At 64.2% G+C, this 11,390-nt stretch carries 14 protein-coding genes; 10 read left to right on the top strand and 4 right to left on the bottom strand.

The genetic code is table 11. The features are described 5' to 3' along the window. Nucleotides 1-143 precede the first annotated feature (143 nt). The 4 genes from AC1RQP_RS08340 to AC1RQP_RS08325 all read right to left on the bottom strand — a co-directional run bounded on the left by AC1RQP_RS08340 (nucleotide 144) and on the right by AC1RQP_RS08325 (nucleotide 4,492). Nucleotides 144-779, bottom strand: a complete 636-nt coding sequence (locus tag AC1RQP_RS08340; RefSeq protein WP_239626836.1) for a MarR family winged helix-turn-helix transcriptional regulator — start codon at nucleotides 777-779, stop codon at nucleotides 144-146. Between the two features lie 809 nt (nucleotides 780-1,588). Continuing rightward, nucleotides 1,589-2,929, bottom strand: a complete 1,341-nt coding sequence (gene fliI / locus AC1RQP_RS08335) for a flagellar protein export ATPase FliI (RefSeq protein ID WP_194392159.1) — start codon at nucleotides 2,927-2,929, stop codon at nucleotides 1,589-1,591. 42 nt (nucleotides 2,930-2,971) lie between these two features. Continuing rightward, nucleotides 2,972-3,700 carry a flagellar basal-body rod protein FlgF gene (gene flgF / locus AC1RQP_RS08330; RefSeq protein ID WP_239626833.1) on the bottom strand — a complete coding sequence of 243 codons (729 nt, stop codon included), beginning with the start codon at nucleotides 3,698-3,700 and terminating at the stop codon, nucleotides 2,972-2,974. A 3-nt stretch (nucleotides 3,701-3,703) separates the two neighbouring features. Further along, nucleotides 3,704-4,492 (bottom strand): DUF1217 domain-containing protein, encoded by a 789-nt coding sequence (locus AC1RQP_RS08325; RefSeq protein WP_492936576.1) that lies wholly within the window; start codon nucleotides 4,490-4,492, stop codon nucleotides 3,704-3,706. A gap of 142 nt (nucleotides 4,493-4,634) precedes the next feature. Here AC1RQP_RS08325 and motA point away from each other — a divergent pair, with 142 nt between their 5' ends. From motA to flgG, 10 genes are all read left to right on the top strand, one after another. Then, entirely contained in the window at nucleotides 4,635-5,531 is an 897-nt protein-coding gene (motA, locus tag AC1RQP_RS08320) for a flagellar motor stator protein MotA (RefSeq protein WP_239626830.1), read from the top strand. Further along, nucleotides 5,528-6,469, top strand: a complete 942-nt coding sequence (locus AC1RQP_RS08315; RefSeq protein ID WP_061877144.1) for a flagellar motor switch protein FliM — start codon at nucleotides 5,528-5,530, stop codon at nucleotides 6,467-6,469. The genes motA and AC1RQP_RS08315 overlap by 4 nt, the downstream gene beginning before the upstream one ends. Beyond that, on the top strand, nucleotides 6,450-6,764 hold the full coding sequence (locus AC1RQP_RS08310) for a hypothetical protein (protein WP_035670167.1): 315 nt from the start codon (nucleotides 6,450-6,452) through the stop codon (nucleotides 6,762-6,764). The genes AC1RQP_RS08315 and AC1RQP_RS08310 overlap by 20 nt, the downstream gene beginning before the upstream one ends. Nucleotides 6,765-6,840: 76 nt before the next feature. Continuing rightward, complete coding sequence (fliN, locus tag AC1RQP_RS08305) at nucleotides 6,841-7,215, top strand: flagellar motor switch protein FliN (RefSeq protein ID WP_061877142.1); 375 nt, start codon at nucleotides 6,841-6,843, stop codon at nucleotides 7,213-7,215. A 2-nt stretch (nucleotides 7,216-7,217) separates the two neighbouring features. Continuing rightward, nucleotides 7,218-8,258: a flagellar motor switch protein FliG gene (locus AC1RQP_RS08300; RefSeq protein WP_035670173.1), complete on the top strand. Its 1,041-nt coding sequence runs from the start codon at nucleotides 7,218-7,220 to the stop codon at nucleotides 8,256-8,258. A gap of 13 nt (nucleotides 8,259-8,271) precedes the next feature. Then, entirely contained in the window at nucleotides 8,272-9,357 is a 1,086-nt protein-coding gene (gene flhB, locus AC1RQP_RS08295) for a flagellar biosynthesis protein FlhB (RefSeq protein ID WP_492936575.1), read from the top strand. Nucleotides 9,358-9,421: 64 nt separating this feature from the next. Then, a complete protein-coding gene (gene flgB, locus AC1RQP_RS08290; RefSeq protein ID WP_492936574.1) occupies nucleotides 9,422-9,823 on the top strand; it encodes a flagellar basal body rod protein FlgB in 402 nt (133 codons plus the stop codon). 11 nt (nucleotides 9,824-9,834) lie between these two features. Continuing rightward, nucleotides 9,835-10,251 (top strand): flagellar basal body rod protein FlgC, encoded by a 417-nt coding sequence (gene flgC / locus AC1RQP_RS08285; protein WP_239626825.1) that lies wholly within the window; start codon nucleotides 9,835-9,837, stop codon nucleotides 10,249-10,251. Nucleotides 10,252-10,253: 2 nt separating this feature from the next. Next, complete coding sequence (gene fliE, locus AC1RQP_RS08280) at nucleotides 10,254-10,583, top strand: flagellar hook-basal body complex protein FliE (protein ID WP_061877139.1); 330 nt, start codon at nucleotides 10,254-10,256, stop codon at nucleotides 10,581-10,583. Nucleotides 10,584-10,601: 18 nt separating this feature from the next. Then, the gene (gene flgG, locus AC1RQP_RS08275) at nucleotides 10,602-11,390 is read left to right on the top strand and encodes a flagellar basal-body rod protein FlgG (protein ID WP_035670189.1); all 789 of its coding nucleotides are present in this window, start codon (nucleotides 10,602-10,604) and stop codon (nucleotides 11,388-11,390) included.

Raw genomic sequence — 11,390 nt, 5'->3', positions numbered from 1 at the left:
TGCGCTCGCAATGCCGACGTGCTCGCGGGAGGGACACGTGCGCATCTCGAAGAGATTCTTCCGCTGCGAGATCTTCCGCACGCATCTTCCGCAAGTCTTGGGTCGTCATCCCAGGCTGTACGGCTGCGGTCGAGCCGTCCGCCTCACCCCCGGCTCGCCGCGCGCGCGGGGTCGAGATGCTGCTCGATCTTGGGGCGGTCGCGCGTGCGCTCGAAACTGGTGCAGAGCAGCTCGGTCTCCTCGAGGGAGACCGGCGCACGATAGAGCCGGCACATGAATTCGGCGGTTGCACGTCCCTTGCCGGTGCCCGGACCGCGCTCTGCGAGAAACATGCAGTCCCGGCAGATACTGGCATTGAGCCGCTGATGGGCAGCATCGAGGTGATTGAGGATCTCGCGGAGAGAGTCGCGCAACCTGATGCACTCGTCGGTCCCGAGCGAAGTGACCGCATTCACCACGTGATTGATCGGGTCGTGCTGGCTCAGGCATTTCTCGCCCTGGGCGGTGACGTGCAGGACGACAGAACGCTTGTCCTCATGCGACGGCTTTCGCACCAGAAAGGACTTGCCCTCCAGAGTCTTCACGATCTGCGATGCAGTCGCTCGGGTGGCGCCGATGAAGCCGGCCAGCGCGGACGGGGTGCGCGAAAATCTGTTGGCGCGGCCGAGAAAGCGCAGCGCCATCCACTCCCGATCGCGCAATCCATGCTGATCGCCTTCGAAATACCAAGCCCTCGCCGCCTGAACCAGCAGCTCGACGGCTTCTCGCGCCAACGGCATGGAATCTACCTCGTCCCCGGAACTTTGTCTGCGGCGCCCCGGAGCCGCTCTGCGCCCTGAGTGTGCGACGAGCCTGTCGTGCCGAACTCTCGTTCAAAGGCACGGACCACAACGCGCCGCACCTTGGCCGTTGCGGAACGCGTCGTCCGGAACGAGAGGCTGCGTCGATGGCATGCCAGCAGCGTCGTCGTCGCGCGGGAGCCCGGGTTGCCGTCACCGGCAGACGGTGGATCGGAGTGGTTCAACCGAAGCCCCCAAAAGTTCAAGTCACAGGCAGACGTTTCTTATACTCGAGCGAAACGATGAATGAGCTTCTCAACAAAATCAAGTCAAGACGCTCGCTGAGACTGGATGTCGTCGTAAGCGACTGTAACGTTCAAGACAATCGCGCTCTTCGGGACACATGATGGTGAACGCAATGCGCTACTCGACGAGCAACATGCGCCCGACTTTGCGAGCGGCTGATTGCGCGGCATGTTGTTGTCTGTCGTCGACGCAAATTGACCGAAGCTTGTGCACGACGATGATGTGTGTCGGCACGTCATCCACAACTTGTGCGTTCCGGCGGGAATCGCCCAAGGGAACTCACAGGAATTACACGTGGCGGTTGTCGTCGCCGTGCTCGCAGAATCGTCGCGCTCGATCGCTTGCACCGCGGCGGCGCGCGGTGCACACCCGAATGGTGACGGGCTCATGACCGAAATCGGTGGCGGATACGGGAACGCATGCGCCGGAAGCGTAACACCATGCGCAATCGCCTGTCGAAAACCACGACCAGGACGGGCGGCAGGCGCCTCTCATACGCCGCCTCACCCTTCCGTTCGCTGGTCGCCCTTGAGCATGTCCCGGAGCTCGCGGAACGGATCGGCGCTCGGCGGAGCCGAAGCGCCCTGCCGCATCGCGTTGTAGATTCTCGGAACCATGTCGACCGCCTGATCGAGACCCGAATCACGTCCCGATTGGTATCCGCCCATCAAGCGAAGATCGCGCGTGTCCTCGTATTGCGCGATCATGGCGCGCAGCTTGCTCACCAGTTCGCGCTCCTCGGGGTCCCAGACGTTATGGGCGAGGCGTGAGACCGACGCCAGAACATCGACGGCCGGATAGCGCGCCTGGTCGGCGATGTGCCTGGAGAGCACGATGTGCCCATCAAGCGTGCTGCGGATGGTGTCGGCGATCGGCTCGTTGTGATCGTCGCCGTCGACCAGCACGGAGAAAATCCCGGTAATCGTGCCGGATCCCTCCTCGCCTGGACCGGCGCGCTCCAGGAGACGCGGCAAATCGGTGAAGACCGTCGGCGCGTAGCCGCGCGCGACCGCGGGCTCCCCGGCGGCGAGCGCGACCTCGCGAGCGGCGTGGGCGAAACGGGTGATCGAATCGACCATCAGCAGCACCGATTCGCCGCGATCGCGGAAATATTCGGCGACCGCCATGGCCGTCTTCGGCGCCAGCCGCCGCATCATCGGGCTTTCGTCCCCGGTCGACACGATGGTGACGGCGCGGTGACGGTCGCTGCCCAGCACGTCCTCGATGAACTCGCGCACCTCGCGGCCGCGCTCGCCGACGAGCGCCAGGACGACGGTGTCAAAACCCTGGCTGCGTGCAAGCATCGCAAGCAGCGTCGATTTGCCGACGCCGGAGCCGGCGAAGATGCCGACGCGCTGGCCGGCGCAGATCGGCGAAAACAGGTCGATGACGCGCACGCCGGTGCGCAGCGGCTTGTGCACGCGAGCGCGCTTCATGGCCGACGGCGCCTCCGCTTCCGCCGAGACCGCCTGGGGGCCCTGGATGAGGGGGCCCTGTCCGTCCAGCGGTGCGCCGAGGGCATTGATGACGCGGCCCTTCCAGCTCGGATCGGGCGCGAAGGACAGAGGCGGCATCCGGTAGGCGACCGAGCCGAGCCCGCCGGCAAATTGCCGGTCGAACGGCTTGGCAACGATGCCGTCGCTGTCGATCCGCACCACCTCGCCGATCTGGCGCTTTCCGGCCGAATTGACGCCGATGAGCTCGCCGAGCCTGACGAAGCGCGACAGGCCGGAGACACGGAAATGCGTCGGCGCGATCTCGGAGATCGCGCCGCTGACGCTTGCCAGGGGAGTGCTCTGCTGAAGCTCCAGCAGCGCCCACTCGAGTTGCCGAAGAGCGTTCAAGGAAACCGTCCAACCTCAATCTCAACGCGCGCGAGGCGCAGTCTACTTGCCGGGTTCGCCGAGTGTCCGGATCGCGTTCTGAAGCGAGCTCTCGGTGCCCTCGATCATCGAATTGGTGCCGTCGAAGGCGCGCGAGGCCGCGATCAGCTTGGTCAATTCCATCATGGGATTGGCCCCGGAGCCCTCGACATAGCCCTGCTTGAAGCCGTCGCGCGAGAAATCGGCGATGGCGGTCGCGGGCCGGTCGGGCGTCACGCCGGAATTGCCGTAGCGTTCGAGATTGGCATCAGCGGGGATGTTGAACAGGCCGATGGTGCCGATCTCGTTGTTGTCCTGGGTGATCGCGCCGCTGCGCGCGATCGAGATCGGTCCGCCGTTCGGGTCCAGCGTGATCTGCGCGCCGCCGGAATCGACGACGGGGAAGCCGCTCACGGTCTGAAGATCGCCGTTGGGAGCGATCTGGAGGCGGCCGTCGCGCGTGTAGACCGTGCCGTTCGGACCGGCGAAGGCGATCCAGCCCTGTCCGACCACGGCGACGTCGAGCGGGTTGCCGCTCTCGGTGATGCTGCCCATCTCGCGGGAGATGATGTTGTCGCCGGGCGAGGAGAACGCCACCGGCGTCGGGCCCGCCTTGGAGAGCACGGTCTCGAACTTCACCACGTCGGTGCGGAACGCCGCCGTGTTGACGTTGGCGACGTTGTTGGCGATCGTCTGGAGGCGCTTTTCGAGGGCGACCTGCGCCGACAATCCCACATAGAGAGCCGATTGCATGGCTTACCTGTTGAACTTGATGTTCTGAAGTGTCGCGAGCAGGTTGGTATCCATGCTAATCGACGTCGCGGCGCCGGCGATCAGGACCAGCGCGGGGTTGGTCGAGGTGTCGTTCTGGGCCTGGGTCGCGTCCCACATCGCCGCGAAACGCTGCACGAACTTGGTGACCTTGGCCGGGTCCTGGAAATCGGCGAGATCGATCTTGCTCGCGATCAGCTTGGCCTGCGCGTCGATGTCGGCCGAGCTGATCGTCGACGGCAGGCCGAGCGCGGTCTGAACCACCTGCGTCAACGCCTTGTCGGCGAGGATCTGGTAGGGGGTCGTGATCGTGGAAGCCTTGCGGGTGAAATACAGCGCCAGGCGCAGGCCTTCGTTCTGATTGCCGGCCTTCTCCTCCATCGTCTGCGTGACGTATTGGGTCGCGGTGCCGGTCGTGGCTGCTGTGGTCTGCGTTGCCTTGTCGCCGAGGGCAGCGAAATTGAACGCGGTCGCGAATTGCCGGTAGCGGGTGTCGGTCAGCTTGTTGGCGAAGGCGTCCTTGCTCGCAACGCCCTCGGTTAGCACCTTGCGCATGAACGCCTTGGCATAGGTCATGTCGCTGAGGCCGTAGGCCTTCATGGCGTAAGAATAGAGACGATAGTCCTTCAGGAAATCGTCGATGGTCTTCACGTTGCCGATATGGCTGAGGAAGTAGTCGGTCTCGCGGCTGACGTCCGGTTGCTGTGCGACCTGCGTCAGCGACTTGCCCATGTCCTTGGTCAGTCGGGTGTAGTCCGCGATGGTGGATAGCATGACGCGCGCCCCTCTGGCCGCTGTTGCGGCTTCGCCTCAAACTGCCGCGAATTGCTTGCGCGAGGCTGGCGACGAAGAAGCCAGCCTCGCGCAAGCGTGGCCGACTAGATATTCCCGATGGGATCGGCGATGGAGCGGCGCGTTGGGCAGTTTCGTGGGGATTTTCATCACGGTAGCGGCACTGCTCGGCGGCTTTGCAGCCATGGGCGGGCATCTGGCCGTGCTCATGCAGCCGTGGGAATTCGTGATCATCGTGGGCACGGCGGTCGGCACCTTCATCGTGGCCAATCCTTGGAAGACGGTCGTGGACACCGGCGTTGCCTGCATGCAGGCCATCACCGGCGCGGTGCCGGGGCAGCGCTATTATCTCGACCTGCTCGGGGCCCTGCATGCCCTGATGCGTGAGCTGCGGGGCAAGGGCCGCAACGAGGTCGAGGCGCATATCGACGATCCCTCGTCCTCCGAGATCTTCAAGGCGTTTCCGAGCGTGCTCGGCGATCCTTCGCTGCTCCAGTTCATCTGCGACTACGTCCGCCTCATCATCATGGGCAACGCGCGCACCCACGAGATCGAGGCGCTGATGGACGAGGAGATCCATACCATCGTGAAAGGCAAGCTGGCGCCCTATCATGCGCTGGTGACGGTGTCCGAGGCGCTGCCGGCGCTCGGTATCGTCGCCGCCGTGCTCGGCGTCATCAAGGCCATGGGCGCGCTCGACCAATCGCCGAAGCTGCTGGGCGGCTTCATCGGCGCTGCCCTGGTCGGCACCTTCGCCGGCATCTTCCTGTCCTATGGCGTGCTTTCGCCCTTCGCGATCAAGATCAAGATGACGCGCGAGAAGAAGTGCCGTCCCTACATCATCGTCAAGCAGACGCTGCTGGCGTTCATGAACGGCGCCATGCCGCAGATCGCGGTCGAGCACGGCCGCAAGATGATCGCAAGCACGGAGCGGCCGTCGATCGACGTCGTCGAGAACGAGACCATCGCAGGTCCCAAGCCGGTCGTGGCCGAAGCCGAACCCAAGGCGGCGCGCGCATGATGATGGAAGACGCCGAAGTGGATCAGCGCAAGCAGCTGCCGAACTACCTGCTGGACGCAGCCGGCATATCGATCGATCGTATGCCGATGCTCAATGTGATCTTCGATCGCATGGCGGCATCGTGCACCGACAGTCTCCAGCCGATGGCTGGAACACCCTGCTATTTCTCGGTCAACGGCATCACCAACGACCGCGTCGGCGACATCATCAAGGACTACGAGGCCAACGCGGTCGCGGCGGTGCTCTATGCCGAGCAGTGGGACTCCCGCATCATCATCATGCTCGATCGTGACTTCGTGTTCACGATGGTCGAGGCGATGTTCGGCTCCGACGGCGCCGAGCCGCCGCTCGACGTCGAGCGCTCTTTCTCCAACATCGAGCTCCGCCTGGTGCAGGCACTGTTCGAGCGGTTCGCCAAGGCGCTGCAATCCGCCTTCGCCGGCACTTCGAACGTCACCTTTCGCGTGGAGCGGGTCGAGACGGCGATGGCTTCGCTGGCGATCGGGCGAAGCGGCAACATGTCGATCTGCGCGAACATCATGCTGCAGGCGCTCTATCGCGGCGGCCAGATGTTCCTCATCATTCCTCACTCCGCGCTCAATCCGCTCCGGCAGAAGCTTGCTCATGTCGTGGTCAGCGACGGTCGCGCGGCCGACCCACGCTGGCGCGAGCAGATGGAGAGCGAGGTCCACCGGACCGAGGTGACGCTCAGCGCGGTGCTCGACGAGAAGACGGTGTCTCTCGGCGACGTCGTGAAGTTCCAGGTCGGGCAGGTGCTCGAGCTTGAGGCCACGCCGCGCACGCTGGCCCGTCTCGAAAGCAACAATCAGGTGCTGTTCTGGTGTCAGATCGGCCAGCTTGACGGCTATTACGCCATGCAGGTGGCAGATCCGGTCGACCAGAAACGGGAGTTCGTCGATGATATCCTATCTCGTTGATGCCGTGCTGCTGATCGCGCTCGCCTTCACCAGCATGCGGGTGACAAGGATGCACCGCGAGCTGGCGCGGCTGCGCAGCTATCAGGGCGAATTCTCGACCATCGTGCACGAGACGGCGGGCGCCTTCGACACGGTCATCACGGCGGCGCACGATTCCACCGCAAATCTCGGACGGCTCGCCAACGTGCTGAGCACGAAGATCGATCAGGCCCACGAGGCGATCGCGGCGCTCGATGCCAGAAGCGGCCTCGCACCGGCCGCGACCGCAGGCGGCGCCGACTTGAACAAGCATTGAAGCCGAAGCCGGCAGGACGACTACGATCGGAACGCCACGGCGCTCCGGCAGCGGACATACCAAGAGGCGATACCAGATGGCGCAATCCTTCGACTATGAATCTGCACCCGCATCGGCAGAAGCCGAAACGTCTCCTCTTGAGCGGCTGGCGGAGATCGCCCAGCGCACGGCCGAGGAGACCGGCAAGTTCGCCAATATCGACGCCATCCTGCGGATTCCCGTCACCATGCAAGTGGTGCTCGGCTCGGCGACCATTCCGGTGGCGAACCTGATGAAGCTCGGCCGCGGCGCCGTGGTTCCGCTCGATCACCGGGTCGGAGAGCCCGTCGACGTCGTCGTCAACGGCCGCATCGTCGCCCGCGGCGAGGTGGTCGTCGTCGAAGAGGACAATTCCCGCTTCGGCGTCTCGCTCACGGAGATCGTTGGTCCGCTGGGCCAGGGTGATACCTGATCATGGCGGCACCGGTCGGCATCGCGCCAGCCAAGCAGCGAGGTGTTACCACGCTGGGCGGCACGGAAAAGGTTGCCGCGCTCCTGCTGGCGATGGGCCGGCAGGCGGCGGCGAGCGTGCTGCAGCAGTTCGAGCCGCAGGAGATCCGCATCGTTACGAAGGCGGCGGCGGAGCTGCGGCCGATCACCGCGCAGGAGCTCGAGGGAATCGTCGAGGAGTTCGCCCAGCAGTTCTCGATGGGCGCGAACATCCTCGGCACCCTCGGCGGCCTGGAAGCCGTGCTCGGCGACGTGCTTCCGGCCGACCAGGTCTCGCAGATTATGTCGGATCTGCTCGGCAATTCGAGCCGGTCGGTGTGGGACCGCGTCTCGTCGGTGTCTGAGAACTCGCTCGCGAGCTATCTGTCCAAGGAGCATCCGCAGACGGCGGCGCTGATCCTCTCCAAGGTCAAGCCAGCCTGCGCCGCCAAGGTGATGAGCCAGCTGCCCTCGAGCCTGCGCAACGAACTGATGCGGCGCGTTCTGAGCCTCAAGCCGATCGTCGACGATGCCATGCGCATCATCGAGAAGACGCTGCACGAAGACCTGACGCTGAACTTCGCCCGCAACCTCGGTGCCGACACCTACGCCCGCGTCGCCGACATCATCAACAAGATGGAACGCGGTCATATCGAGGACATGCTGAAGAGCCTGTCGGAGAAGCGGCCGAAGTCGGCCGAAGTGCTGAAGGAGCTGCTGTTCACCTTCGACGACGTGGTCAACCTGACGCCGAAGGCGCGCACCATGATCTTCGACCAGGTGCCGACCGATCGCATCGTCGTCGCGCTGAAGGGCACCGACAAGCATTTCCGCGAGCTGATCCTGTCCTCGGTCGCCTCGCGCGTCCGCCGCGTGGTCGAGCACGAGCTCGCCATCGGCGAGCCGTCGAACCAGCGCGACGTGCTGGAGGCGCGACGCGTGATCACCGATCTTGCGCTCGAGCTGGCGGAGAAGGGCGAAATCGAGCTCAACCCCGAGCAGGAGGATGAGCTGGTCTTCCGCTGACCGCTGAACGGGCATGGCAGAAACATCCGATCCGGAGAGCAAGACAGAAGAGCCGACCGAGAAGAAAGTCCGTGATGCGCTCGAGCAGGGCAAGATTCCGGTCTCTCGGGAGGCCTCCATATTCGCCTCGATGGCCGCGCTGATGGTGATCCAGGCCTTCCTGATCGGCCAGGGCGTGCAGCAATTGACGCCGACGCTGAAGAGCCTCCTCGACGATCCCGAGGGCTTCCCGCTCAGCACGGGCGCAGACGCGCAGAACCTGCTCACCGTGGTCGGACTTCAGGCGCTCCGGTTCCTGGTGCCGCTGGTCGTCATCCTGGTGATGTTCGGGCTCGCCGCCTCGCTGCTGCAAAACGCCCCGCGCGTGGTGCTCGCGCGCATCAAGCCGGACTTGAACCGGATCTCCCCGATCAGCGGGTGGAGCCGGTTGTTCGGGACGCAGGGCCTGATCGAGTTCGCCAAGTCGCTGTTCAAGCTTGGCGCGGTGAGCGCCGTCGTCGCCTTCGTACTGCGCTCGTCCGAAGCGAGGGCGTTCGAGGCGATGTACACCGATCCGGTCGCGCTGCCGGAGATGATTCTCAACATCGCGATGCGGATCGTCTCGGCGATCTGCATCGCGACCATCGTCCTGGTGGCGATCGATCTCGCCTGGGCGCGCTTTCACTGGCGGCGCGAGCTGCGCATGACCAAGCAGGAGATCAAGGACGAGCACAAGCAGGCGGAAGGCGATCCGCTGATCAAGGCGCGCCTGCGCTCGCTGGCGCGCGACCGTTCGCGCCAGCGCATGATCGCCTCGGCCTCGCGCGCGACGCTGGTGATCGCGAACCCGACGCATTTCGCGATCGCGCTGCGCTACAAGCGCGAGGAAAATGCCGCGCCGCTCGTCGTGGCCAAGGGCATGGACGTGATCGCGCTGAAGATCCGCGAGGTTGCCGAGCAGAACCGAATCCCCGTCATCGAGAACAAGGCGCTGGCGCGCGCGCTCTACGAGGCGGTCCAGGTCGATCAGGTGATTCCGGCCGAATTCTTCCGGCCCGTCGCCGAGATCATCTACTTCCTCCAATCCAAGCAGACGCCGCGGCCGGAGAAGGTCCAGTAGAATTTCGGAGGATGCGTCTGCCTCATCAGCCTGACGAAAGCTTGACGCCCTAAGCTTCCCTCGAATGGACCAGAATGGGGCTATCGTGGGACCGCTTTATCTCTTCGAACTCGCATCGTCGCAGGCGCGGTACCTCGAACTCCGCCAGTCGACCATCGCCACGAACGTCGCCAACGCCAACACGCCGGGCTTTCGGGCGCGCGACGTCGAGCCGTTCAACAAGGTGCTCGACGGCATGCCGGTCAGGCTTGCGACGACGTCGCCGTCGCACATGCAATTGTCCGCAACCGAGACCGACACGCGGGCGACCGCGAAGAAGGACAGCTGGGAGGTGGTTCACTCCGGCAACTCCGTCAGCCTCGAGCAGGAAATGATCAAGGGCAGCGACGTCAATCGCGACTATTCGATGAACTCGGCGATCGTGCGGTCGTTCCACCGCATGGTTCTGTCGAGCGCAAAAGCCTGAGGTGAACTGACATGCTGGACTCACTGCAATCTTCGTTGACGGTCGCGAGCTCCGGGCTCGAAGCGCAGTCGACGCGCATGCGCATCGTCTCGGAGAATCTCGCGAACGCCACCTCGACCGGGCGCATTGCCGGCGCCGATCCGTATCAGCGCAAGACCATCACCTTCGATGCCGCGATGGACCGGGCCTCGGGCGCGCAGCTCGCGAAGGTCAAGGAGATCGGGGTCGACACCACGCCGTATCGCGTGGAGTACGATCCGGGACATCCCGCTGCCGACAAGGCCGGCTACGTCAAGCTGCCGAACGTCAACATGATGATCGAAATGGCCGATATGCGGGAAGTCAACCGGTCCTATGAAGCCAATCTCCAGGTCGTCAAGCAGGTGAGATCGATGCTCGGCATGACCATCGATCTTCTGAGGAACTGACAATGCTAGAGGCGATTTCATCCACGGCGATATCCGCTGGCCAGGCGGCGACCCGCGCGACCGAGACGCAGGCCGTCTCGCCCGCGGCGACCACGGCGATCCAGACCGGTGACGATTTCGGCTTCGAATCCGTGATGAAGCAGGTGACGACCGACGCGATCGGGACGCTGAAGGCGGGCGAGGCGGCGTCGATCTCGGCGATGCAGGGCAAAGAATCGACGCGTCGCGTCGTGGAGGCGCTGATGTCGGCCGAGCAGGCCCTGCAGACGGCGGTCGCGGTTCGCGACAAGGTCGTGCAGGCCTACCAAGAAGTCGTTCGGATGTCGATCTGATCTGAAGGAATGAAATAAGTGAAATCGCTCGCCATTGCGGCCACGGGCATGAACGCCCAGCAGACCAACATCGAAGTCATCGCGAACAACATCGCCAACATCAACTCGACCTCGTACAAGCGGGCGCGCGCGGAGTTCACCGATCTATTCTACCAGATGGACCGCATGCAGGGCGTGGCCAACGTCAACGGCTCCTCGCCGATCCCGGAAGGCGCCAATCTCGGCCTCGGCGTCAAGTCGGCGGCGATCCGCAAGCTGCACATCCAGGGCGCGCTGACCCAGACCGGCAACCCCTACGACCTCGCGATCAACGGTCGCGGCTGGTTTCAGGTGCTCGGCCCCAACAACGAGGTGCAGTACACCCGCGCGGGCTCGTTCAACACCAATGCCAACGCTCAGCTCGTCACGATCGACGGCTATCTCCTGGATCCCGCGATCACCGTGCCGCAGGGAACGGTCGAGGTCACGGTCAACGCCACCGGCCAGGTGTTTGCCAAGCTGGATACGGAAGTGAACCCGCGGCAGATCGGTCAGCTCAACCTCGCCAACTTCGCCAATGAAGCGGGCCTGGAGCCGCTGGGCGGAAATCTCTATCGCGAGACCACGGCGTCCGGCACGCCGGTCGTCGGGCTGCCCGGCGATGCCGGCTACGGCAAGATCAACCAGAAATGGCTCGAAGCCTCCAACGTCGATCCGGTCAAGGAAATCACCGAGTTGATCTCGGCGCAGCGCGCCTACGAAATGAATGCCAAGGTCATCCAGGCCTCGGATGAAATGGCCCAGACGGTCTCGAAGGGCATGCGCTAG

It is taken from the genome of Bradyrhizobium sp. GW821-FHT13H06, from assembly GCF_058803975.1.
Note: the sequence above shows the minus strand (reverse complement) of the source record. Positions and strands in the feature narration are given on the sequence as shown.